Origin of the sequence: Salinisphaera sp. SWV1, from assembly GCF_052044155.1 — a bacterium.
In the GTDB taxonomy this organism is placed as follows: domain Bacteria; phylum Pseudomonadota; class Gammaproteobacteria; order Nevskiales; family Salinisphaeraceae; genus Salinisphaera.
This window is the reverse complement of the sequence record NZ_JBQDYE010000039.1, coordinates 15801-38286: the sequence shown is the minus strand read 5'-3', so window position 1 is coordinate 38286 and position 22486 is coordinate 15801. Positions and strand designations below refer to the sequence as shown.

22 protein-coding genes and 1 pseudogene are annotated in these 22486 nt (G+C 65.6%); 13 read left to right on the top strand and 10 right to left on the bottom strand.

All coding sequences use genetic code 11. The features are described from left to right. From ACS8YF_RS16220 to ACS8YF_RS16175, 10 genes and pseudogenes are all read left to right on the top strand, one after another. Window positions 1-273: pseudogene (locus ACS8YF_RS16220) on the top strand (aldehyde dehydrogenase (NADP(+))); the annotation flags it as partial. 17 nt (window positions 274-290) lie between these two features. Beyond that, window positions 291-1298: an AraD1 family protein gene (gene araD1, locus ACS8YF_RS16215; RefSeq protein ID WP_440851190.1), complete on the top strand. Its 1008-nt coding sequence runs from the start codon at window positions 291-293 to the stop codon at window positions 1296-1298. Window positions 1299-1405: 107 nt separating this feature from the next. After that, window positions 1406-2620 (top strand): aldose epimerase family protein, encoded by a 1215-nt coding sequence (locus ACS8YF_RS16210; protein WP_440851189.1) that lies wholly within the window; start codon window positions 1406-1408, stop codon window positions 2618-2620. An 89-nt stretch (window positions 2621-2709) separates the two neighbouring features. Next, window positions 2710-3795: a sugar ABC transporter substrate-binding protein gene (locus tag ACS8YF_RS16205; RefSeq protein WP_440851188.1), complete on the top strand. Its 1086-nt coding sequence runs from the start codon at window positions 2710-2712 to the stop codon at window positions 3793-3795. Window positions 3796-3810: 15 nt separating this feature from the next. After that, entirely contained in the window at window positions 3811-4863 is a 1053-nt protein-coding gene (locus tag ACS8YF_RS16200) for an ABC transporter permease (protein WP_440851187.1), read from the top strand. Further along, window positions 4860-5636 carry an ATP-binding cassette domain-containing protein gene (locus ACS8YF_RS16195; RefSeq protein ID WP_440851186.1) on the top strand — a complete coding sequence of 259 codons (777 nt, stop codon included), beginning with the start codon at window positions 4860-4862 and terminating at the stop codon, window positions 5634-5636. The genes ACS8YF_RS16200 and ACS8YF_RS16195 overlap by 4 nt, the downstream gene beginning before the upstream one ends. Window positions 5637-5725: 89 nt before the next feature. Next, complete coding sequence (locus tag ACS8YF_RS16190; RefSeq protein ID WP_440851185.1) at window positions 5726-6283, top strand: gluconokinase; 558 nt, start codon at window positions 5726-5728, stop codon at window positions 6281-6283. Beyond that, window positions 6280-7170, top strand: a complete 891-nt coding sequence (locus ACS8YF_RS16185; protein ID WP_440851184.1) for an SMP-30/gluconolactonase/LRE family protein — start codon at window positions 6280-6282, stop codon at window positions 7168-7170. The genes ACS8YF_RS16190 and ACS8YF_RS16185 overlap by 4 nt, the downstream gene beginning before the upstream one ends. Beyond that, window positions 7167-8099: a Gfo/Idh/MocA family protein gene (locus tag ACS8YF_RS16180; RefSeq protein WP_440851183.1), complete on the top strand. Its 933-nt coding sequence runs from the start codon at window positions 7167-7169 to the stop codon at window positions 8097-8099. Before ACS8YF_RS16185 ends, ACS8YF_RS16180 begins: the two co-directional genes overlap by 4 nt. Before the next feature lie 58 nt (window positions 8100-8157). Continuing rightward, complete coding sequence (locus ACS8YF_RS16175) at window positions 8158-9237, top strand: aldose epimerase family protein (RefSeq protein ID WP_440851182.1); 1080 nt, start codon at window positions 8158-8160, stop codon at window positions 9235-9237. Window positions 9238-9261: 24 nt separating this feature from the next. Here the strand turns inward: ACS8YF_RS16175 and ACS8YF_RS16170 are convergent, their stop codons facing one another. The 3 genes from ACS8YF_RS16170 to ACS8YF_RS16160 are packed head-to-tail and all read right to left on the bottom strand — an operon-like array spanning window position 9262 to window position 12318. Further along, window positions 9262-11793 carry a heavy metal translocating P-type ATPase gene (locus ACS8YF_RS16170; protein WP_440851181.1) on the bottom strand — a complete coding sequence of 844 codons (2532 nt, stop codon included), beginning with the start codon at window positions 11791-11793 and terminating at the stop codon, window positions 9262-9264. Between the two features lie 22 nt (window positions 11794-11815). Then, window positions 11816-12118: a metal-sensitive transcriptional regulator gene (locus ACS8YF_RS16165; protein ID WP_109994182.1), complete on the bottom strand. Its 303-nt coding sequence runs from the start codon at window positions 12116-12118 to the stop codon at window positions 11816-11818. Beyond that, window positions 12118-12318 (bottom strand): CopZ family metallochaperone, encoded by a 201-nt coding sequence (locus ACS8YF_RS16160; RefSeq protein ID WP_109994181.1) that lies wholly within the window; start codon window positions 12316-12318, stop codon window positions 12118-12120. Before ACS8YF_RS16160 ends, ACS8YF_RS16165 begins: the two co-directional genes overlap by 1 nt. Window positions 12319-12476: 158 nt before the next feature. Here ACS8YF_RS16160 and ACS8YF_RS16155 point away from each other — a divergent pair, with 158 nt between their 5' ends. Next, window positions 12477-13205: a DUF4396 domain-containing protein gene (locus ACS8YF_RS16155; protein WP_440851180.1), complete on the top strand. Its 729-nt coding sequence runs from the start codon at window positions 12477-12479 to the stop codon at window positions 13203-13205. A 72-nt stretch (window positions 13206-13277) separates the two neighbouring features. Next, the gene (locus ACS8YF_RS16150; RefSeq protein WP_440851179.1) at window positions 13278-13967 is read left to right on the top strand and encodes a hypothetical protein; all 690 of its coding nucleotides are present in this window, start codon (window positions 13278-13280) and stop codon (window positions 13965-13967) included. 40 nt (window positions 13968-14007) lie between these two features. Here the strand turns inward: ACS8YF_RS16150 and ACS8YF_RS16145 are convergent, their stop codons facing one another. Both ACS8YF_RS16145 and ACS8YF_RS16140 read right to left on the bottom strand, forming a co-directional pair. Next, window positions 14008-14583, bottom strand: coding sequence for a LysE family translocator (locus ACS8YF_RS16145; RefSeq protein ID WP_440851178.1), 576 nt, complete (start codon window positions 14581-14583; stop codon window positions 14008-14010). Window positions 14584-14686: 103 nt separating this feature from the next. Beyond that, window positions 14687-15541 carry an AraC family transcriptional regulator gene (locus ACS8YF_RS16140; protein WP_440851177.1) on the bottom strand — a complete coding sequence of 285 codons (855 nt, stop codon included), beginning with the start codon at window positions 15539-15541 and terminating at the stop codon, window positions 14687-14689. A 559-nt stretch (window positions 15542-16100) separates the two neighbouring features. Here ACS8YF_RS16140 and ACS8YF_RS16135 point away from each other — a divergent pair. Next, window positions 16101-17486 (top strand): purine-cytosine permease family protein, encoded by a 1386-nt coding sequence (locus tag ACS8YF_RS16135; RefSeq protein ID WP_440851176.1) that lies wholly within the window; start codon window positions 16101-16103, stop codon window positions 17484-17486. Between the two features lie 188 nt (window positions 17487-17674). Here ACS8YF_RS16135 and ACS8YF_RS16130 read toward each other — a convergent pair whose 3' ends face one another. The 5 genes from ACS8YF_RS16130 to ACS8YF_RS16110 form a co-directional block, all read right to left on the bottom strand. Continuing rightward, window positions 17675-18181 carry a hypothetical protein gene (locus ACS8YF_RS16130; protein ID WP_440851175.1) on the bottom strand — a complete coding sequence of 169 codons (507 nt, stop codon included), beginning with the start codon at window positions 18179-18181 and terminating at the stop codon, window positions 17675-17677. 282 nt (window positions 18182-18463) lie between these two features. Then, window positions 18464-19612 carry a galactonate dehydratase gene (dgoD, locus tag ACS8YF_RS16125; RefSeq protein ID WP_440851174.1) on the bottom strand — a complete coding sequence of 383 codons (1149 nt, stop codon included), beginning with the start codon at window positions 19610-19612 and terminating at the stop codon, window positions 18464-18466. A 58-nt stretch (window positions 19613-19670) separates the two neighbouring features. After that, a complete protein-coding gene (locus tag ACS8YF_RS16120) occupies window positions 19671-20294 on the bottom strand; it encodes a 2-dehydro-3-deoxy-6-phosphogalactonate aldolase (protein ID WP_440851173.1) in 624 nt (207 codons plus the stop codon). Window positions 20295-20323: 29 nt separating this feature from the next. Next, a complete protein-coding gene (locus tag ACS8YF_RS16115) occupies window positions 20324-21295 on the bottom strand; it encodes a 2-dehydro-3-deoxygalactonokinase (protein ID WP_440851172.1) in 972 nt (323 codons plus the stop codon). Between the two features lie 54 nt (window positions 21296-21349). Further along, window positions 21350-22477: an AbrB family transcriptional regulator gene (locus ACS8YF_RS16110; protein WP_440851171.1), complete on the bottom strand. Its 1128-nt coding sequence runs from the start codon at window positions 22475-22477 to the stop codon at window positions 21350-21352. Window positions 22478-22486: the final 9 nt, after the last annotated feature.

Here is a 22486-nt window from a genome sequence, read left to right as displayed (position 1 = left end):
GTCACGGCACTGTCGCGGCGCGCCGGGCGGGTGTTGTTCAACGGCTTCCCGACCGGGGTGGCGGTCAACGATGCGATCGTCCACGGCGGACCGTATCCGGCGACCACCGATTTCCACAGCACGTCGGTCGGTACGCTGGCGATCAACCGTTATCTGCGCGCGGTCTGCTACCAGAGTGCGCCGGCCGCCGTGCTGCCCAAGGCGCTCGCCGATGACAATCCGCTGGGTATTCGGCGGCTGGTGAACGGCGATATGACGACGGCCAGCCTGTAAGCGATCCGGAGCACGCCATGCAGCTGATTCAATACGAAACCGCAGCCGGTCAACGACGCGTCGGCGTCGTGGACGCCGACCGCGTGACCACCATTGCCGATACCCGCACGGTCCGCGAACTGGCGCTGGCCGCGATCCATGCCGGCCACGGCCTGGCGGCCGAGGCCGAAACCCGTGGCATGGCCGACGGCATCGAAAGCCTCGAAGCCCTGCTGGCCGCCGGTCGCGTGCTGCCGCCGCTCGATCACGACGATCCGGCGCATTGCCTGATCAGCGGCACCGGGCTGACCCACACCGGCAGCGCGGATACCCGCAACGCCATGCACCAGGCCGGCCAGGCCCAGCCCGATCCGGACAAACTCACGGACTCGATGAAGGTGTTCAACTGGGGGCTCGAAGGCGGCCGCCCGGCGCCGGGACAACCCGGCGTACAGCCGGAATGGTTCTACAAGGGCGACGGCCGGATCGTCGCCCGCCCGGGCGGCGAGATTCCGGCGCCGGAGTTCGGCAAGGATCTGGGCGAAGAGCCCGAGATCGCCGGACTGTACGTCGTGGCTGACGACGGCACGCCCTGGCGCGTCGGTTATGCCCTCGGCAACGAAACCTCCGATCACGTCACCGAGCGCGAGAACTATCTCTATCTGGCGCACTCCAAGCTGCGTTATTGCAGCTTCGGCCCGGTATTGCTGACCGGCGAACTGCCGCAGTCGGTGGAAGGCATGAGCCGCATCCGGCGCGACGGCGCGGTACTGTGGGAAAAGCCCTTCCTGTCGGGCGAGGCGCATATGTGCCACAGCCTCGAAAACCTCGAGTACCACCACTTCAAGTATCGACAATTTCTCGGCGCGGGCGATGTGCACGTGCATTTCTTCGGCACGGCCACGCTGTCCTTTGCCGACAATATTTCCACCCGCGTCGGCGATGTGTTCGAGATCGAATCACCGATCTTCGGCGCACCGCTACGCAACACGGTGGGCACCGCCCGACCGGCGCTCGCCCCCGGGGCCGTTCAAGTCCTGGACTGACGAGCCCCACCCAAAAAACGGCGGCGCCATGCGCGCCGTCGATATAACAAAAGTTCGTCTTCGCCTGAAAAGGCGTTATTCGCGACGACAACACGGAGGAGAAAACCATGACACACGAATCCAAACTCGCCCGAGGCCTTGGGCTGGGCGGCAGCGCCACCGTACTGGCGGCCCTGCTGGTCGCCGGCCCGGCCCTGGCTTCCAACGACAACAGCAGCGCGAGCAACGACAGCGGCAGCCAGAACTCGCATCTGGCCGTCACCGAAAGCGATTTCGGCAAGACGCCACAGGGGCAGGAGGTCAAGCGTTATCAACTGACCAATCGCAACGGCATGTCGGTGGACATCATCACCTTCGGCGCCCGGATTCAGTCCATCAAGGTCCCGGACAAGGACGGCAATGTCGCCGACGTGGCCCTGGGTTTCGACAACGTCGAGGGCTATATACACAAAAACCAGTATATGGGCGCGACCATCGGCCGATACGCCAACCGCATCGCCAACGGCCAGTTCACCCTCGACGGTCATACCTATAACCTGCCGAAAAACAACGGCCCGAATACGTTGCACGGCGGGCCCGAGGGGTTCCAGCAGCAGGTCTGGCAGGCCCAGGAAATTCACCCGCACGGCACGGTCGGGGTGGAGATGACCTACCTGTCGCCGGACGGACAAATGGGGTTCCCGGGCGATCTCGTGACCACGGTGCGCTATACGCTGGATAACGACAACGATCTGCGGATCCACTATTCGGCGGTCAGTGACAAGGACACGGTGATCAATCTCACCAACCACACTTATTTCAATCTGGAAGGTGCCGGCAGCGGTTCGATCCTCAACGAGGTCGCGATGATCAATGCCGATAAGTACAGCCCGATCGACAAGACCGAAATCCCGCTCGGCTCGGCCCGCGCGGTCAAGGGCACCCCGTTCGACTTCACCACCCCGCACACCTTTGGCGAGCGCATTCACGCCAAGACCACCCAGTTGATGCGCGCGGAACCCAAACAGGGCGGCTATGACCACAACTGGGTCCTCGATACCAACGGCAATCTCGACGCGCTGGCCGCCCGCGTCACCGACCCCAAGTCCGGTCGCGAGCTGGAGGTCTACACGACCGAACCGGGCGTGCAGGTCTATACCTCGAACTTCATCCACGGTAAATACGAGGGTAAAGGTGGCAAGACCTATCACCACTGGAGCGCCTTCACCATGGAGACCCAGCATTATCCGGATTCGCCGAATCACCCGTCGTATCCGACCACCGAACTGAAAGCGGGCAAGAAGTTCACGTCCACGACGATCTTCAAGTTCCTGCCTGAGTAAAGTCAGCGGCGATCGGCCGACCGCGACCCGTGGCCGGCCGATTCTGTCCCTGGCCAGGAATGTATGCGTCAAACCGGAGGAAGAAAAAAATGAGCGATTCATCAGACCACAACGACAAAAACATCGACGTCAGCCGTCGCCGAATCCTGCACGGGGCCCTGAGCGGCGGCGCCGGCCTGGCCGCGCTGACCGGAATGGGGATTTCACCCGCGGCGTTCGCGGCAGGCAAACACAATGCGAACCTGCCGGATCATCCGAAATACAAGTTCGTATTCATCAACCATGTGACCACCAACCCGTTCTTCGTGCCGACCCAGTACGGTGCCGCCGATGCCTGTGCGGCCTTCGGGTGCAGCTATCAGTGGACGGGGTCACAGAAATCGGAGGCCAGCGTCATGGTCAATGCCATGGACGCCGCGATCTCCTCCGGCGTCGACGGTATCGCGGTGGCACTGGTCGACCAGCATGCGTTCAACAAGCCGATCGACCGCGCGCTCAAGGCCGGTATCCCGGTGGTGTCCTACAACGCCGATGTCGATAACAATCGGATGGCGTATATCGGGCAGAAGCTGTTCGATGCGGGCAAGGCGCTCGGCCAGCGAATCGTCGATGAAGTCGACTCGGGCGACGTCGTGGGCTTTATCGCCACGCCGGGCCAGCTCAACATCCAGCCGCGTCTGAACGGCGCCAAGCAGGCGATCAAGGAGTCCGGCAAGAACATCACGCTGCACGAGGTCGCCAGCGGGCCGACGGTCAACGAGGAGTTCTCGCGCATCGAGTCGTTCTACCTCGGGCATCGCAACATCAAGGGCATGTTCGCGGTCGATGCCGGCAGCACCGAAGGTGTGGCCAAGACCATGAAGAAGCACGATCTGGCCAAGAAAGGCGTCAAGGCCGGCGGCTTCGACATGCTTCCCGGCACGCTCGACGGCATCGAGAGTGGCGATCTCAGCTTCACCATCGACCAGCAGCCCTATCTGCAGGGCTTCATCCCGGTGATGGAACTGTATCTGTATCAGATCTCGGGTGGTCTCAGCGGTATCGCCAACGTCAACACCGGTCTCAAATTCGTGACCAAGGACAATGTCGGTGAGTACCTGAACACCAAGAGCCGTTTCGAGGGCAACTCAAGCAAGGAAAAAGTCCTGTCCCGGTCCGGCGCCATCTCGACCTGAGTGTAAGTGTAATCTATGGCAACACAATCCAAAGCTGATCCGACGCATCGACCGAAGGGGCGGTCCGATGAAGCAGCACGACGCCAGGGTTCCTGGCGTCGTGCGGTCATCGCCACATTCGCGCGTCGTGAAGCCAGCATCGTCATTGCGGGTATCCTGCTCGCCATCTATTTCCAGTCCACCACGGGCGGCGTTTTCCTCTCACCCGACAATATCGGCACGCTCGGCCAGTACACGGCGGCGACCGCCGTTCTGGCAGCCGGCGAAGTGCTGGTTCTAATCAGCGGCGAACTCGACCTGTCCGTGGGCATGGTCTATGCGATGGCGCCGTTCGTGATGTTCTACGCGCACAGCGCCGGCATCCCAGTCGTCGCCGCGATCATCCTCGCACTGCTGGCCTGCGGCGTGGTGGGCCTGCTCAACGGCCTGATCACCGAACTGCTCAAGATCCATTCGTTCGTGACCACGATGGGCATGCTTTTCATGCTCAACGGGTTCACGCTGACCATCTCCGGCGGCTATCCGGTGCAGCCGCAGGCCGGCGCATTCTTGACCACGATCTTCGGCGGCAGCGCCTTCGCGCAACTCGGCTGGGCCCTGCTCATCGCCATCGTGTTTCAGTTCATCCTCACGCGCACGCGCTGGGGGCTGCATACGATCGCGGTCGGCGGCAACCTGAACGGGGCGACCGAGGCCGGCATCAGGGTAACCTTCGTCAAGGTTCGTAATTTCACGGTCTGCAGCATGCTGGCCGGCTTCGGCGGCATTCTGGACAGTTTCCAGACCGGATCGATCACGCCACTGGCCGGCGGTACGCAGATCATGTTCATGTGCATCGCCTCGGCCGTCATCGGCGGCACCCTGCTGGCCGGCGGTGTCGGCACCATCATCGGCGCATTCTTTGGCGCCGTGGTCATCGGCATGCTCAAGGACGGCTTCACCCTGGCCGGTGTCTCGGCCTACACCTTCGACATGATTCTGGGCGGCGCGATCCTCGTGACCATGATCGTCAACGTCCATATCGGCCGCTTCAAATACTTCTTCAAATTCTTCGGGAAGCAATCATGACGGAGAAAAACCAACCATTGCTGCAGGTCGAGAACGTGGCCAAGGAGTTCGGCCACGTCACGGCCCTGGAAGAGGTCAACCTGACGGTCGGCAAGGGCGAAGTGCTCGGCCTGCTCGGCGACAACGGGGCCGGCAAGTCGACGTTGATGAAGATCCTCTGCGGGCTTCATCAGCCGACCCGGGGGCGCATCGTCTACGACGGCAAGGAGGTGCACCTGCACTCGGTCAGCCACGCGCGCTCGCTGGGCATCGACTGTGTGCATCAGGATCTGGCAGTGATTCCGCAACTCAATGTCTACCACAACATGTTCCTGCAACGGGAATCGCTTACGGGCGGCCCCCTGGCGATCCTCAATAACAAGCCGATGCGTGAGAAGGCACGCGAAGCGCTGCTCGATATCGGCGTCAACATTCCCTCGGTGGACGTGCCGGTCGAACAGCTTTCAGGCGGCCAGCGGCAGGCGGTCGCGGTCGCGCGATCGGTCTACTCGAACTCGCGCCTGCTCCTGCTGGACGAGCCGACCGCGGCCATGGGGGCCAAGGAAGGGGCGATGATCCTCGATGTGATCAACCGGCTTCGAGCCAAGGGCGAGGTCTCGATCATCATCATCGCGCACAACTACGGCCAGATCTTCGACGTCTGCGATCGTGTCAATCTGCTGCAGAACGGCCGTATCACCTTCAACAAGGCCACCGCAGACACATCGGTCCAGGAGCTGACCGATATCGTGGTCAACGAATATCGCAACGCCGCCAGGCAAGCCAACGCCTGAACCGACCGTCCGGCCCGCGCTTGCGGCGGGCCGGGGGCTTTGGAAGAATGCCGGGCGACGCCACCCATGCACCGACCGGATGCGCATTCATGACCCATACCCCACCCTCCGACACCCCGCCCCCGAAGTTCGATCGACGCGTGGTCGTGATGGGTGTGTCGGGCAGCGGCAAGTCCACCGTCGGTGAAGCGGTCGGCAGCGCGCTTGGCGTGCCATACATCGACGGCGACAAATATCATCCGCGGGCCAACATCGACAAGATGTCGCGCGGCGAACCCCTGAGCGACGACGATCGAGCCGACTGGCTGGCGGTGCTTACCGACCTGATTCGCGACAATCACGACAAGAACGAACCTCTGCTGATCGGCTGCTCTTCGCTCAAGCGCATCTATCGCGACCAACTCCGCGAGGCCGACCCCGGTTTGCTGTTCCTGTACCTGGACGGCAGCTTCGATGTCATTCTGGGGCGCATGCAGCGACGCAAGCATTTCTTCTCCTCGGAGATGCTCACATCGCAGTTCGACACCCTCGAAGCGCCCGGCGCGGACGAAGCGATCCGCGTCGATATCGATCAGAACTTTGCCGACGTCATCGATCAGAGCACCGCGGCGCTACGCACTCGCCTTGAACAGGACAAGCTTTCATGAGCGACACGCTCACCCCGCATCTGACACTGGCAATGGGACTCGGCGAGGGCCCGCTCTGGCACCCCGAATACAACGCCCTGTACTGGGTAGACATCCTCGGCGGCGCCCTGCACCGGTTGCATTTCGCCACCGGCGAGCACAGCGTGGTCGAATACGACGAGGCCATTACCTGCGTGGTGCGGCATGCCGACGGCGGGCTGGTGGCGGCCCTGAGATCCGGCCTCTGGCATCTCGACGCGGCGGGCGGCCGGCAGGTCTGTCTGGCACAGGCGCCCGAGGACACCGACGATCATCGTTTCAACGACGGCGGTTGCGATCCGGCGGGGCGTTTCTGGATCGGCACGATGAATGAAACCCAGGCCGCCGCCGATGCATCGCTCTACTGCTACGACGGCCACGCCCTGGTACCGCGCATCGGCGGCATGACGATCACCAACGGCCTGGCGTTTTCGACCGACGGCCGCTGGATGTACCACACCGATACGCCCACCCGCATCATTCGCCGGCACGCCTTCGACCCGGCCACCGGCGACATCGGGCCCGGCGAGACATGGATCGATCTGAACGCGCTCGATATCGAGGGCAGCCCGGACGGCGCGGCCGTCGATGTCGAGAATCACTACTGGACCGCCCTGTTCGGCGGCGCGGCGGTTGCCCGTTTCGATCCCGAAGGACGCCTCGTGGCACGCTATCCGCTGGCCGCATTGCAGCCGACCATGCCGGCCTTCGGCGGCCCGGATGGCCGCACATTATTCGTGACGACCGCGCGCGAGAACATGAGCGCCGCCATGTTGTCAGAATGGCCGGAGTCGGGATCCCTGTTTGCCATGAAGGTCGACGTACCCGGCCGCGCGAGCGCCCCATTCAACCCGAGAGCGAGCCTATGAGCACCCGCATCGCCATGATCGGCTTTGGCAAAATTGCCCGCGATCAACACCGGCCGGCGCTCGCCGCCAGCGCCGACTTCGATCTGGTGGCCACCGTCGATCCGCAACTGCAATCCGATCCCGCGGCCACGCCGGCGCACTTCACCGATTTTGACGCCTTGCTGGCCGCGGATGTCGATGTCGATGCCGTGGCCCTTTGCGTGCCGCCGCAACACCGGTTCGCCATGGCCTGCCAGGCCATCGAGGCCGGTCTGCATGTACTGCTCGAAAAGCCGCCGGGTATCACGCTGTCGGAAGTCGACGACCTGGAACAACGCGCGGCCACCGCCGGCGTCACCCTCTACGCCAGTTGGCATTCGCGCCATGCCCCGGCCATCGAGGCCGCACGCGAATGGCTGGCGACCCAGACGGTGACCGCGGTGGAGATCGATTGGCGTGAAGATGTCACGGTCTTCCATCCGGGCCAGGACTGGATCTGGGAGCCCGGCGGCCTGGGCGTGTTCGACCCAGGCATCAACGCCCTGTCCATCGCCACGCATATCCTGGTGCGCCCGTTCGCCCTGCGCGAGGCCAGCCTGGATGTACCGGGCAACTGCGCCACGCCGATTGCGGCGAAACTGTCGTTCCAGGATACAGCCGGCGCCCCGGTCGACGCCATTCTGGACTTCCGCCACAAGGGCGATCCGTGCTGGCAGATGCGCGTCAAGACCGAGGAAGGCGAGCTTCTTCTCGAGGAAGGCGGCGGGCGGATGCGGGTGGACGGCGAAGTGCGTATCGACGAGGACAAGGACGAATACGCTGGCGTCTATGCCCGGTTCGCAAGCCTGCTGGACGAAGGCCGCTCGGATATCGATCTGCGGCCGTTCGTCCACGTCGCCGATGCCCTGATGCTCGGCCGGCGGCGCGTGGTTGCCGACTTTCACGAATGACAGGCCCAACCGAGCGATGGCGTCACCGCCGATCAATCGACAACACGCGAGAGCTGCCATGTCCCACGCCCTGCCCGACCGCCTCGCGGTCACCCGCGACGAATTCGCTTCCACCCCCGACGGCGAGCGTGTCGATCGCTATCAGTTGACCAACCGCCGCGGCATGCGGGTGGCGATCCTCACCCACGGCGCCCGCATTCAGGCGCTCGACGTACCGGACAAGAACGGGCGGCTGGCCGATGTCGTGCTCGGCTTCGACCGCGTCGACGACTATCTGCAACCCGGCGCCAGTTATTTCGGCGCCACCATCGGCCGCTACGGCAACCGCATCGCCGGCGGTGCATTCGAGCTCGGCGACCGGCGCCATCAACTGTCGACGAACGAAGGCGCAAACACGCTGCACGGCGGCGAGCGCGGTTTCGATCGGCACGTCTGGGCTGCGGCCCCGATCGACGAGGGCGATGCCGTGGGCGTCGAGCTCACGCTGTTTTCGCCCGACGGCGACATGGGCTTTCCCGGCAATCTCGCCGTCACCCTGCGCTACACGCTCGATAATGCCAACAATCTCCGGCTGCATTATTCCGCCGTGGCTGACGCCGAGACGGTGATCAATCTCACCAACCACGCCTTCTTCAATCTTGCTGGCGCCGGTAGTGGCACCATCCAGGACCAGATTGCGATGATCCACGCCAACCATGTCACCGCCGTGGACGAAGCCCTCATTCCCACCGGCGAACTGACCCCGGTGGCCGACAGCGCCCTGGACTTCACCCGGCCGAAACCGTTCGGCCGGGACCTCGACGATCCGGCACTGGCAGGCATTGGCGGCTACGATCACAATTGGGTGCTGGCCAGCGCCGGCGATCCGAACCGTCTCGCGGTACGCGTGGTCGATCCGGCATCGGGCCGCGCGCTGGAAATGTATTCCACCGAGCCCGGTGTGCAGGTGTATACGAGTAACGGGCTCGACGGCAGCATGACCGGCAAGCGCGGCGCCGTCTACGACCGGTACGCCGCCTTCACCCTCGAAGCGCAGCATTTCCCGGACGGACCCAACCAGCCGGCATTCCCCGGCACCCAACTGGCCGCGGGCGAGAAATACACCCAGACCACGGTCTATCGGTTCTTGCCCGCATGATGCCCTGCCCGGGCCGCCGGCGCCTCAGGCCGCGTTCGGCATGTTCGCCGTGTTCGCCGCAGCCGGCGGTTGCGCCGAAGCGGCGGTGGCCACCGGCGCCAGTACCGCCGAAAAGCGCCGCAGGCGCAGCGAGTTCGTCAGCACAAAGATACTCGAAACACTCATCGCCGCGGCCGCGATGGCCGGGTTGAGCAACCAGCCCGTCAGCGGGTAGAACACCCCGGCGGCGAGCGGGATCAATAAAACATTGTAGCCGTACGCCCAGCCGAAGTTGATGCGAATGGTCCGCATCGTGCGGCCGGCCAGCGCCAGCGCGTTGACCACGCCCGACAGATCGGCGCGGATGAGCACCACGTCGCCCGCTTCGATGGCGATATCCGTGCCCGAGCCAACCGCGATGCCGACATCGGCCTGCGTCAGTGCCGGCGCATCGTTGATGCCGTCGCCGACGAACGCCACGGTACGCGCGTCACCCTGCAGGCGCTTGATTTCGTCGGCCTTGGCCTGCGGCATCACGCCCGCCACCACACGATCGATGCCCAGCTCCGCCGCAATCGCCTGTGCGGTCGCCGCGTTGTCGCCGGTGAGCATGGCCACTTCAATACCCCGGTCATGCAGTGCGGCGATCATGTCGGCCGCCTCGCCGCGCGCCGGATCGGCCACGGCCACCAACGCGGCGAGTTCACCGTCGATCGCCACGTACAGCGGTGTACGCGCGGCCGCGGCCAGCGCATCGGCACGCTCGGTCAGGGGCGCATGATCGACGCCCAGGCTGTCCATGAAGCGCGCCGCCCCGACCTGGATTTCCCGGCCGTCGACCACGGCGGCCACGCCCTGGCCGGTGTGGGTCGTGAAATCCCGAGCCTCGGGCACAGCCAGGCCGCGGTCCGCGGCCGCTTTCACGATCGCCCGTCCGATCGGATGCTCGCTGACCGCTTCCACGGCGGCAATCTGCCGCAGCACGTCGTCGGTCTCGAAACCGGCGCAGGTCTCGAATTCGGTCAGCGACGGTGCGCCCTCGGTCAGCGTGCCGGTCTTGTCCAGCACGACGGTATCCACGCGCGCCAGCTGCTCCAGCGCCGTGCCGCGCCGAAACAGCACACCCATGGCCGCGCCGCGGCCGGTACCGACCATGATCGCGGTCGGCGTCGCCAGACCCATGGCGCAGGGACAGGCGATCAACAGCACCGACACCGCCGCGACGAAGGCCAGCGCCAGCGCCGGGCTCGGCCCGAAGACCAGCCAGCCGATGAACGTGGACACCGACACCGCCATCACGATGGGCACGAACACGCCGGCGATGCGGTCGGCCACGGCCTGGATCGCCGGTTTTTCGCCCTGCGCCTGTTCGACCATGCGGATGATGCCGGCCAGCACCGTATCGCCGCCGACGCCGGTCGCCTCGATTTCCAGCGTGCCGGCGCCGTTCACGGTGCCACCGATGACCTGCGCTTCGGTCTGCTTGGCGACCGGCACCGGCTCGCCCGAGATCATTGATTCGTCGACATAACTTTCGCCCGCGACGACACTGCCGTCGACCGGCACACGCTCGCCGGGGCGCACCGCAATACGGTCGCCCCGGACGAGTTCACCGACATCGATTTCCCGCCATTCGCCTTCGCGCTTCGCGCGCGCCGTCCTCGCCTGGAGCTTCATCAGGCCCTGGACCGCCTGCGAGGTGCGCCCGCGCGCCAGGGCTTCGAGATAGCGCCCGAGCAGAATCAGGGTGACGATCATGCCGGCGGCATCGAAATAGGTATGCGCGGCACCGGCCGGAAAAATCGTGGGCAGCGCAAACGCCACCAGCGAATAGAAATACGCGGCATTGGAGCCGATCAGCACCAGGCTGTTCATGCCGGGCGCCGCATGCTTGAGTTCGCCCCAGCCCAGTCGATAGAAACGCGAGCCCGCATAGAACTGCACCGGCGTCGCCAGCACCAACTCGATGATGGTCCAGGCGATCGGCGGCGCCAGCGCGTTCATCGCGGCGCCCACGCCGGGCAGCATGCGGGCCATGGCGATCACGAACAGCGGCACGGTGAACACCGCGGACAAAAGCAATGCGTGCTTGAGCTCGTCTGCCTCTGAATCTTCGTTTTCGGCGTCCCCAGCGTCCTGGTCGTCCAGCGCGACCGGCGTATAGCCCGCTTTCTCCACACAGGCGAACATCGCCGGCGGGTCGACCTGCCCGGGCAGATAACGCACCCGGGCCCGCTCGGTGGTGAGATTCACCGTGGCCTCGAGCACGCCGTCGAGCCGCGCCAGCTTCTTCTCCACCCGGGCCACACAGGCGCCGCAGGTCATGCCGTCGACACCGAACTCGATCTCTTCCGCCACCGGTGTGTAACCGGCGCTCTCGACCGCCCTAAACACGGCCGCGGGGGCGTTGGAGCCGGCCTCGAGCGTCACCTTCGCACGCTCGGTGGCAAGATTCACCGACGCCTCGGTAACACCCGACACCTTGCGGATTTTCTTCTCGACGCGGGCGACGCAAGCGCCGCACATCATGCCGTCGATGCCGAATTCCAGGGTTTGGTCGTGTTGGGCTTCGCTCATGCCGTACTCGGCTGTCGTTGAATCAGCGGTATTTCAGAACGTCCATCAATTCCGCGACGATGGCGTCCTCGTCGCCACGCTCATGGGCGGTGACCACGTGATGCTTGAGATGACCGCGCAGGATCAGATCGCCGGTCTTGGCGAGCGCGCCCTGCACTGCCTTGATCTGCTTGAGGGCATCCACGCAATAGACATCGTCGCGCTCGAGCATGCGCAACACGCCGTCGACGTGGCCGCGAATCGATCGCAGCCGGGCCGTGGCGTCCTCGCGCACGCCCGGCTCGATCGCCAGATGATTACAAGGCTGCTGGGTGGTATCGGCCATTACGCCATCGTGGCTTCGTAGCCTTCCTCGCGCACCGCGGCCAGCAACGCCTGCGTATCCGCGTCGCCCTCGACTTCGGCCACACCGGAATCCAGATCGACCTGCACCACGCGTTCCACGCCGTCGACCTCGGCCAACGCCTCGTTGACAGCCGCCACGCAATGCTGACAGCTCATGCCTTCAATCCTGAGTCGTGTCATAAGGGTTCTCCTTGGCTTGATCCACCCCTCCTGGGGTGGGGTATGCTCAATACAAAGCTTATGCCCGCTGCCGGGCATCGTCAAATCGTGCGACCGTGGCAACGGCGCCGCGATCCCGGCATTGAATCTGGGCTCGATTGGATAAGGATCAACCGCTTATGACACTCACTGCCCTGTCCTGGATCGTCATCGCGCTGGGAATCGTCACCGGCGCCGCCATCGCGATCGATTGTTATCAACGCCCGCAGCACATGAACGTCATGAACGTCACCTGGCCGATCACCGGCCTTTATTTCCCGGTCGTCGGCTGGTGGATTTACAAGGCGATGGGTCAACCCGACGGCATGCCGCGCGGCGGCGGCCACGCTCACGCGCATCACGATTCGCATCACGGTCACGGCCATGGCGACGATGGCGGCGGCGGTCATCATCACGCGCCCAAGCCCCATTGGCAGAGCGTCTTCGTTGGTGTAACCCACTGCGGCGGCGGCTGTACGCTGGGTGATTCGGTAGCCATTCCGGTCGTGGCGCTGACCGGCTTCACCGTGCTCGGCTCTACCCTGCTCGGGCATTTCACCGCCGAGTTCGTGGCCGCCTATCTGTTCGGCATCCTGTTCCAGTTCCTGCCGGCCATGAGCATGGGCGAGACCAACCCGGTCAAGGCGCTCGTCAACGCCGTCAAGGCCGATACGCTGTCATTGATCGCCTTCCAGATCGGCATGTACGGGTGGATGGCATGGGCCTCGCTCGTGCTTCTGCCACAAGAACCCGACGCCGGCTCGGCGGTGTTCTGGTTCATGATGCAGATCGCCATGGCCATCGGCTTTGCCACCGCCTATCCGGCCAACTGGTGGTTGATCGACCGCGGTATCAAGCACGGCATGTAGTGCCGAAGAACGCGTTAAATTCTGGTCACCGTGGGATGGTGGCCGGGCTGGCTTCCCACCGGGTAACGCACTATGTTTCGATCCCGCCATCGCGAACGCATACTGCCGCAGCTCGAGCATTCGCTTTTCAGTGGTCTGCTCGCGGTGCACTGGGGCAACGCGCGCTTCGACCGCCCCGCGCTCGACTTCAAGGCATTCGCCCGCGGGGTCGCCCTGCACGACTGGCACTATGGCCCGCTCGACAACCACCCGCTCGGCACTTACGGCGATGCCGAATGGCAAGCGATCGTCGAGCGTGGCGTGGCCACGCGCCACGACGACCCGATCACCGATGCCGTGGCCAAGCGGCATCTGCGCCGCCTGATCGGCACGCCGGAAACGCCGGCGGTTCAGGCGCTGGTCCAGCGGCTGGACGGGGCAATCGCGGAACGCCAGGGCGAAACCTCTTATTCGGACGCCGACTTCGAGTGGGCCGATCACATCACCCGGTTTTGCGATACGGTCGCCTTCGATCTGGGTTTCGAGCACCGCGGACCGCGCCACGTGCGCGTCCCGGCCCATCGCGACGCCCGCGACGAGACCGACGTCAGCTACGAGATCGCAGCCGACGGCGTGATCCGATTCGCGCCCTGGCCATTCGATCGTCCCGACTTCGGCATGCCGCTGACTGCCTACCAGGCGTCTGACTACCCGGACCGCTTGCAGCCGGTCGTGATCTTCGTGCAGTGCGTGCCAGGCGAACCGCCGGACGTATCGGCGTGAACGCGAATCCGGGCCCGGCGCCCGGCGCCCGGCCACCGTCTCAAACCCGAATCGACAACCCGGCCGCGACCACCAGCAATAACGCCATCGCCCGATTGAACAGGCGGCGATGGCGACCCCGGCTGCCGATACCATAGCGCCCCGGCACACCCCAGGTGGCCAGACCGGCCATCGCCACGATCAGGAACACCAGAGCACGCAGACTCGCGCCGCCCGCATCGCCGGGCGCGAATACGCCGGCCACGGCGAGCGCCATCATCCAGGCCTTGGGGCTGACCGGTTGCAGCCCGGCGCCCGTCAACAGGCCGAGCGCGACTTCGGGCGTGCGATCGGCTGCCACCGGCTCGCCGGCGCTGCGAAACAGCTGCCACGCCAGCCACCCAAGCCAGCCCATGCCGATCGCGGTCAGTACATGGTGAATAGCCGGATACGCGACAAGCGGCGCGGCCAGGCCCAGCCCGGCGGCCCAGACCATGCCGGCCACGCCCAGTGCCGCCCCCATCACCAGCGGCAGGGTCGCGCCCAGCCCGCGCCGCGCACTACTGGCCATCACCAGAATATTGGTCGGGCCCGGTGTGAATGAAGCGACGATGGCGAACAATGTGAAACCGATCATGAGGCCCGCGCCCGGCGCGGCCTCATCTGCCCCTGGCTTGTCGATGAACGCATGACTTCTCGACTCGAACGAAAACGTCCGGCGAGGATGCGCGCGGGCCGGGCTAGGCGTCTGGAGTATTCGTACAGCGCCGGCGATAAGCGGCCGGGCTCAGACGATAGGCGCGCTGAAACCAGCGCCCGAGATGCGATTGATCGGCAAAGCCGAGTGCGGCCGCGGTCTCGGCCGGGTCTTCGCCGGCCATCAAGCGACGGCGGGCGCGAACCAGCCGCAACTGAACGAGATACGCATGCGGCGGCATGCCATAAGCGGCCTTGAACACGCGCGTCGCGCGAAACCGGCTTACGCCGAGGGCATCGGCCAGATCGTCCAGGCCGATGTCGTCGGTTGCGTGCGCATGCAGATAATCCCGGGCCCGGACCGCCAGCGACGGCGGATCGTCGGCCCGCGCATCGGCCAGGCGCCAGTCGACGTGACGGCCCAGGGCCAGCAACAGATCGTCGAGGGCGGCATGGCGCGCCATGCGCAAGTCGGCGTCGTGCAGCGCACCCACCGCCCGGCCGATGGCCGTCACCAGCCGGGCATCGCCGGCCAGCGTGGCATCGAACATGGGCTCGCCGGCCGATGGCGCGTCATCCATCAGCCGGCCCAGCCAGCATTCGAACCAGGCCGGTTCGATATACATCGTGCGATAGGTGAAGCCGCCGGCCTCCGGCGCATCGCCGTCGTGAATCTCGCCCGGGGTGAGCAGAAACGCCTGCCCCGGCGTACTCACATTGCGGCGGCCGCGGCAACGGAACTGTTGCACGCCGACCTCGGTCGCGCCCACGAGATACACGTCGTGCCAGTGCGGATCGTAGGCATGGCCTTCGAAATGGGCACGCAACGTCTCGATGCCGGTCTCGGTATCGCGGCGCAGTTCGACCCAGTCGTTGGCGGTAGCGGACTTCAGCGACATCTCGGCACATGGTGTGGCATGAAAATCCAGGTCAAGCTAACCGGCCCCGGCCCAGCGGGCTAGAAGATTCGTGCAGAATTCGCTTGCAAGCCTGTGCCCATAGGGCGACGTGGCCTGCACTCAGGCCCGCCCTTCGAGGCGCTCGCCCGGGCCACAGGGCAGGACATTGAAGCTACAGGACACTCACCCGGATCGCAGGCAACCGCGCGAACGATGGCAAACTGTCGCCCATGACAAGCGTAAAGCAACGCCGGGTACAACCGACCTATTGGTATGGCCTCAATCCGTGCGGACCCGCGGCAACACGCGTGTACATGCCGCCGGATTCCGACCAACGCACGGCAAGGCATATAAAGCCTTCGCCTGGCAGGTTCGGCCTGGCGTGCGACGATGCCTGTCCGGGCCGGCGCCTGGCGGGCGGACATGCCGGCGGCGGACGCGCCTGCCGCCCTCCGCGCCCCGGTCATGTACACAACCGGGACGCCACCACCCGCCGGGCGCGCTGGCCCGAAATTTGCTGCGCATCTCCTGTTCCGACCGCCACTGCCGCGAGGCTGACGTGACCGATCTCCACAACGCCGACACCGAACTCGGCCCTCTTCGCCCCGGCCAATACGGCGACCGGGTCCTGGCCGTCGAGCCCGGAGGCATCGAACGCATCGCCGATACCGAACGGCACGGCCGCCCGCTGCAACTGTTCTGGACCTGGGCCTCGCCGAATCTGGAATTCGCCACCGCGTTTATCGGCGTGCTCGCGGTCGCGGTGTTCGGTCTTTCGTTCGGGTCGGCGATACTCGCGCTGGCGCTGGGCACCGGGCTGGGCGCCATCGCCCACGGTTTTCTCTCGGCTCGCGGGCCGCGTTACGGCGCCCCGCAAATGGTGCTGGGGCGCGCGGCCTTCGGCTACCGCGGCAACCTGCTGCCCGCCACGCTGATGGCGGTCACCGCCGGCATCGGCTGGTTCGCGGTCAACAGCGTGAGCGCGGCATTCGCGCTGAACGCCCTGACCGGTTTGTCCACCCTGGCCAGCCTGGTGGTGATCGTGGCCCTGCAAATCGCCATCGCATTCTTCGGCCACAATCTGGTGCAAACCTTTGAACGCTATGTCGTGCTGGCGCTGGGTCTGATCTTTGGCGTCGCCGCCGTCATCCTGTTTGCCAAGGCCCAGCCCGCGGCCCCGGGCCATCCCGTCCCCGGCGCGTTTTTGCTGACGATCGGCACGGCCTTCGGCTACAGCGCCGGCTGGAACCCCTATGCCGCCGACTACACCCGCTATCTACCGCGCGACACCAGCCCGCGCACGGTCGGGCTATTCGCCGGTAGCGGTCTGTTTGTCGCCTGCCTGGTCATGGAGGCCGCCGGCGCCGCCTCGGTCACCGCCGGCGGCACCTCGCTGAGCAATCCGGCGGGCGCCTTCACCAGCCAGCTGCCCCAGCCCGTGGCCGGACTGACACTGCTGGCGATCGCCGTCGGCGCGATCGCCGCCAATATACTGAACACCTATTCCGGCGCCATGGCCTTTTTGACCCTCGGCATTCGCCTGCCGCTGCGGCTGCGCCGGGCCGCCGTCGCCCTGGTTTTCGGCGCGCTCGGGTTTTTGCTGGCGTGGTCGGCGCTCGGCGACGCCGGCGACGAATACACCCAGTTTTTGCTGATCATCGCCTACTGGATCGGCCCCTGGCTGGGAGTGTTCTTCGCCGACCAGATCCTGCGCGGCGGCCAGGCCGTCGATGGCCTGCTCTACAACCGCCGCCATCGCGGTGCGGCCGGGGGGATCGCCATGGCCCTCGCCATGGCGATTTCCATCCTGCTGTTCTCCAACCAGGAACTGTTCACCGGCTGGGTCGTGCGACGCGTTCCTCAGATCGGCGACATCACCTTCCTGGCCGGCTTCATACTGGCCGCGGCCTCGTACACGCTCATGACACGCCGCGCACGCTATTAATCCGGCATCAAAACAGCTGACTTCATCAGCTGTTTTCAACGCCTTCAAAAATAAAAGCCGGCGCCTGTCCGTCTTTTATTTTCAAAGGCTTCGCGGCCGATGGCCGCGGCGAGCATGCGGTCGCATACGCGCGCTATCAACCCGAAAAATCATCTATTTCTGTGCCGGGTGAATAAGCGCTGGACACACTACGACGCCTTCAGCTTGAAGGTGACCGGCGGCCTGTTGTTCACTGAAACCTGTACCCGATACCGGCCCGGCGCCAGATGCACATTATTGCCGAAATGCATCGTGCTCCGGCCCTTGCCGGCAATCCACATCTGGGTGACCGGGAGCTTATGCCAATGCTCACCGTTCTGCTGTCGATAACGCATCGATACCTTGGCTTGCTCAACCGGCTGTCCATGCTTCGAGATGAATACCACCAGATGGTAATTCGGATGGGCCGGCCCGTTACGTCGCACCGGCGCGGCACCGGAACCGGTGACCATGGCACCGGCATGCGCGGGGTCATTGGCTTTGCTCGGCGCAACGAACGGCTCAGCGGGCAACAGATTCAGGTTGAGGGTGTAGGGTCCGGACTGGCGCGTCATCGAGTTGTGGTTGGACGCCGCGAGGGCCGTCGAGGCCGCCAGTAGACAGACGATCGCAATGATCGAGCGCGACACGAGGCTGACATTCGGTAGGGGCTGCATGGAGACTCTCCGTACGGTTTGTAAGCCAATCTACGCCCCGGGCCCGTCCGGCGACGCATTGAATGTTTGCGCGTCAGTCCACGGGCCCTTCGGCATGCGCCTCCGGGCACTGTAGCGGCGCGATCCGAGGCTCAGATTCTCCAACATTGCCATGACGAGGCAGAATGAATCGACGCCAAGCCGCAGGCACGACTCACCGCCGGAATAGCCGCCGATCGAGGCAGAGTCACCCATCGCGGCGCTGTCGGCAACGCGAAAGCCCTGAGCGAGGCCGGCCAACGTCTACCACTCGGCAAAACTGCCGTCGGCATGGCGCCAGATCGGGTTGCGCCAGCGGTGACCGACTTCCGCGCGTTCGCGGACGTAGTCCTCATTGATCTCCACCCCCAGGCCCGGCCCGTCCGGAATCGTCACGAAACCGTCCTCGTAGGCGAAGACTTCCGGATTGGTGATGTAGTCGAGGATGTCGTTGGACTGGTTGTAGTGAATGCCCAGCGACTGTTCCTGGATGAAGGCGTTGTAGCACACGGCATCGAGCTGCAGGTTGACCGCCAGCGCGATCGGGCCCAGCGGACAATGCAGCGCCAGCGCCACGTCGTAGGCCTCGGCCATGGCCGCGATCTTGCGCGTCTCCGTGATGCCGCCGGAATGCGAGGGATCGGGCTGGATGATGTCGACGTGCCCGCCCGCCAGGATCGGCTTGAAGTCCCAGCGCGAGAACAGCCGCTCGCCGAGCGCGATCGGCGTGCTGGTCAGCGCGGCCAGCTCGGGCAACGCCTCGTAATGCTCGGAGAGCACCGGCTCTTCGATGAACATCAGGTTGTATTGTTCGAGTTCGTGCATCAGCACCTTGGCCATGGGCTTGTGCACGCGGCCATGGAAATCCACACCGATGCCGAAGTGCGCGCCGACCGCGTCGCGAATCGCCGCCACGTTGTCCAGCACGCCATCGACCTTGGCGTGGGAGTCGATGAACTGCATCTCTTCCGAGGCATTCATCTTGATCGCGGAAAAGCCGAGTCCGGCGCGTTCCTTCGCCATGGCCGCGGTATCGCCCGGCCGGTCGCCGCCGATCCAGGAATAGACCTTGATCCGATCGCGCAGCTTGCCGCCCAGCAGTTCATGCACCGGCACGCCCAGCGCCTTGCCCTTGATATCCCAAAGGGCTTGATCGATACCGGCCAGCGCGCTCATGTGGATCGGCCCGCCGCGATAGAACCCGCCGCGATAAAGCACGGTCCAGTGGTCCTCGATCCGGCGCGGATCGGCGCCGATCAGGTAGTCGGAAAGTTCGTCGACCATCGCCGCCACGGCCGCCGCCCGCCCCTCGACCACCGGCTCGCCCCAGCCGACGATGCCCTCGTCGGTGGAGATCTTGAGAAAACACCAGCGCGGCGGGACGAGAAAGGTTTCGAGTTTCGTGATTTTCATAGGCTTCCTGTCGGCCCTTAAATCATTGCCAGGACCGCTTGCGGACAATCTTGATTTTTCAGCGTGAGATTCGCGCCCACGCGGCAGCGAATGCACGAGCGTTGGCGGCGACGGTGTCGGCATCCATGCCCGCCTTGTACAAAGCCGAGCCCAGGCCGAAGCCGGTCGCCCCGGCCGTCACGAACGCCTGCATGTTGTCGGGGTCGATGCCGCCGACCGGCATCAACGGCACCTCCGCCGGCACCACCGCCCGCCAGGCCTTGACCACGTTCGGGCCGATCGCCTCGGCCGGGAACAGTTTCAGGGCATGCGCGCCGGCGTCGAGCGCGGCGAAGCCCTCGGTCGGCGTGGCCACGCCGGGTGCGCTGGCCAGCCCGGTGCGCACCGTGGCCTCGATCACGCTTGTCTTGGCATTGGGCGAAACAATGATGCGCCCGCCCGCGTCCCGCACCTGGCCGACCTGCTCGGGCTGCAGCACCGTGCCGGCCCCCACCAGCGCGGCCGCGCCCAGTTTCGTCGATAGCCTTTCGATACTGATCAACGGCTCGGGCGAGTTGAGCGGAATCTCGATCACGCGGAAGCCGGCGTCGAACAGCGCCTGGCCCACCGCCTCGATCTCGCTCGGCTTCACGCCGCGCAGAATCGCGATCAGCGGCAGGTCTTTAAGATAATCGTTGAGCATGAGGGCGCCTCCGGCGCATGGAAATCGAATCAGGTGGTCACCAGCCCGGCGGCCGCGGCGATACGCCACAACCCCAGGCGAGCGGCATCCGGGATCTCGGCGACATCGTCGACATCGAACCGTGCCAGCGCGCGGCGATAGCGGGCACACAATGCCGCGTCGCCGATCAGGCGCAGCGGCGGCACGCCGTCGAGACCGACGATCGCACTCCGCAGTTCATCGCCGATCAACAGGCCCGACAGGTAATCGGGCGTGGCGTCGGCTGTGATCTCGCCGGCCAGCATCCGGCTACGGGTGGAAAACAGCGCGGCGGCAAGGCCGGCGTGCCCCGTCGCGCGCGCCGTGTCCACGCCCAGATCGAACGCGACGGCATCAAAACCGGTCTCGCGCTCGCCCGCCGGCTTGCCGAGGATGGAGTGCCGACGCAGGACCGCGAACAACTCGCCGGTCATGTAGGTGGTGAAAGCCGCGAGCCGATGATCGGCGATATGCACCCACTTGCAATGAGTGCCCGGCAACACCAGCAGGCCGCGCCCGGCCAGCTCGGGGGCCACGGCCAGCGCACCCAGCACCTGGGTTTCCTCGCCGCGCATGACGTCGGGCAAGGCGCGCCCGCCGGGCGGCTGCATCACACCGGGCACCACATGCAGCGCCACCGGGTCGGCGTCGATCCGTAGCAGCCGGTCGGCCAGCCCGGCAAGCTCGGCCGGGCAATCGACATAAGCCGCCTCGGCCCAGCCGCCGCGGCTGCCGATCATGCCGCAGGCCAGCGCCGGCAGCTCGCCGTGCGCGGCGACCCAGTCGCCAATGAGCTCGCGGTAGACGCCGGCGAAATCGCCGTTGTCGACCTGCATGATGCCGCGGCGCGCCGTGCGCGCGTCGATCACTTCGCCATCGTCGCCAAGCAGCCAGGCGCGCAGCGACGAGGTGCCCCAATCGAGCGCGACAAGACGCGCCGTATTCGCGGATTTGTCGTCCATACGCGTTAGTTTACCCAGCATACTCGCTCGCCGCGATCCGGATGCCCCGAATGCGGGCGACAGGCAGGCGTCAGTTCATGCGCGGTCGGCGGCATGGTACCCGCTCCAGCGTGTCAGCATGCGCGCCAGGAACGGCCCGGTGAGCATGACGGCGAAGAACCGCGCCAGCTGCATGGCCATGATGTAGGCGACGTCCACATGTGTGGAACTGGCGATGATCGCCACCGTATCGGCGCCGCCCGGGCTGGTGGCCAGATAAGCGGTCAGCGGTGCCACGCCGGCGAACACGACCAGTAACACGGCGATCCCGCCGCAGACCAGAACCAGGATCAGGATCGACGCGATCACCGCCGGCAGGGCGCGCACCGCGTGCGACAGCGTCGATCGGGTGAAGCGCATGCCGATGCCCCAGCCCACGAAGGCGAAGCTCACCGCCAGCAGGGGCAAGGGCAGTTCGAGTTTCAGCCCCAATAGATCCTGGGCGAGCGCGGCGATCACGATGGCGGCCAGCAACGGCCCGGCCGGCGTACGCAGCAAACGGGCGACGACGAACCCGACAGCCACAACCAGCAACGTCCCGCCCCGCCCCGCCACACTCGACGGCCACCATGACCCGGCGCCGCCGCCGTCGGCCGATGGCGCGAGCACCGCCGCCAGAATCGAGGCCGCGGACGCCACGATCACCACCCGCGTGTACTGCATGAACGCCACCAGTCGCGCGTCGGCGCCGTAGGCCGAAGACATCAGCGTCATCGCCACCGCGGCGCCGGGCGACACACCCCAGATCGCGGTCGGCCCGGGCAGGACCTGCCACTTGGTGAGCAGCCACCCGATGATCAGGCTCACGGCGATGACCGAGAACACACCGCCCAGAAAAACCGGCCACTGGGCGCCGATTTCGGTGAGAATCGGCAGCGTGATGGTGCGCGCGATCAGGCAGCCGATCACCGCCTGGGACAGCTGAAACGGCACGCGCGGCACAGCGACCGCGCCACCGGCGACCGAAAGCGCGATCGCCGCGATCATCGGGCCCAGCAGGAAGCCCGCCGGCAAGCCGCACCAGCGCAGCGCGACCCCGAGCACGAGCGACACCCCGATCAGCAATATCCAGCGCCCTGGCGCCGGCCCATGGCGCATGCGTTGTATTGCCCCGCTCACGAACAGGCCGCGCCGCCGCATCGCGCCGACGCGGGTGGGCGGCACGAGTTGCAT

Excerpts from the sequence above, each read along its gene's own strand:
- araD1 (WP_440851190.1), top strand. The coding sequence starts at position 291 with ATGCAGCTGATTCAATACGAAACCGCAGCCGGTCAACGACGCGTCGGC.
- ACS8YF_RS16210 (WP_440851189.1), top strand. The coding sequence starts at position 1,406 with ATGACACACGAATCCAAACTCGCCCGAGGCCTTGGGCTGGGCGGCAGC.
- ACS8YF_RS16205 (WP_440851188.1), top strand. The coding sequence starts at position 2,710 with ATGAGCGATTCATCAGACCACAACGACAAAAACATCGACGTCAGCCGT.
- ACS8YF_RS16200 (WP_440851187.1), top strand. The coding sequence starts at position 3,811 with ATGGCAACACAATCCAAAGCTGATCCGACGCATCGACCGAAGGGGCGG.
- ACS8YF_RS16195 (WP_440851186.1), top strand. The coding sequence starts at position 4,860 with ATGACGGAGAAAAACCAACCATTGCTGCAGGTCGAGAACGTGGCCAAG.
- ACS8YF_RS16190 (WP_440851185.1), top strand. The coding sequence starts at position 5,726 with ATGACCCATACCCCACCCTCCGACACCCCGCCCCCGAAGTTCGATCGA.
- ACS8YF_RS16185 (WP_440851184.1), top strand. The coding sequence starts at position 6,280 with ATGAGCGACACGCTCACCCCGCATCTGACACTGGCAATGGGACTCGGC.
- ACS8YF_RS16180 (WP_440851183.1), top strand. The coding sequence starts at position 7,167 with ATGAGCACCCGCATCGCCATGATCGGCTTTGGCAAAATTGCCCGCGAT.
- ACS8YF_RS16175 (WP_440851182.1), top strand. The coding sequence starts at position 8,158 with ATGTCCCACGCCCTGCCCGACCGCCTCGCGGTCACCCGCGACGAATTC.
- ACS8YF_RS16170 (WP_440851181.1), bottom strand. The coding sequence starts at position 11,793 with ATGAGCGAAGCCCAACACGACCAAACCCTGGAATTCGGCATCGACGGC.
- ACS8YF_RS16165 (WP_109994182.1), bottom strand. The coding sequence starts at position 12,118 with ATGGCCGATACCACCCAGCAGCCTTGTAATCATCTGGCGATCGAGCCG.
- ACS8YF_RS16160 (WP_109994181.1), bottom strand. The coding sequence starts at position 12,318 with ATGACACGACTCAGGATTGAAGGCATGAGCTGTCAGCATTGCGTGGCG.
- ACS8YF_RS16155 (WP_440851180.1), top strand. The coding sequence starts at position 12,477 with ATGACACTCACTGCCCTGTCCTGGATCGTCATCGCGCTGGGAATCGTC.
- ACS8YF_RS16150 (WP_440851179.1), top strand. The coding sequence starts at position 13,278 with ATGTTTCGATCCCGCCATCGCGAACGCATACTGCCGCAGCTCGAGCAT.
- ACS8YF_RS16145 (WP_440851178.1), bottom strand. The coding sequence starts at position 14,583 with ATGATCGGTTTCACATTGTTCGCCATCGTCGCTTCATTCACACCGGGC.
- ACS8YF_RS16140 (WP_440851177.1), bottom strand. The coding sequence starts at position 15,541 with ATGTCGCTGAAGTCCGCTACCGCCAACGACTGGGTCGAACTGCGCCGC.
- ACS8YF_RS16130 (WP_440851175.1), bottom strand. The coding sequence starts at position 18,181 with ATGCAGCCCCTACCGAATGTCAGCCTCGTGTCGCGCTCGATCATTGCG.
- dgoD (WP_440851174.1), bottom strand. The coding sequence starts at position 19,612 with ATGAAAATCACGAAACTCGAAACCTTTCTCGTCCCGCCGCGCTGGTGT.
- ACS8YF_RS16120 (WP_440851173.1), bottom strand. The coding sequence starts at position 20,294 with ATGCTCAACGATTATCTTAAAGACCTGCCGCTGATCGCGATTCTGCGC.
- ACS8YF_RS16115 (WP_440851172.1), bottom strand. The coding sequence starts at position 21,295 with ATGCTGGGTAAACTAACGCGTATGGACGACAAATCCGCGAATACGGCG.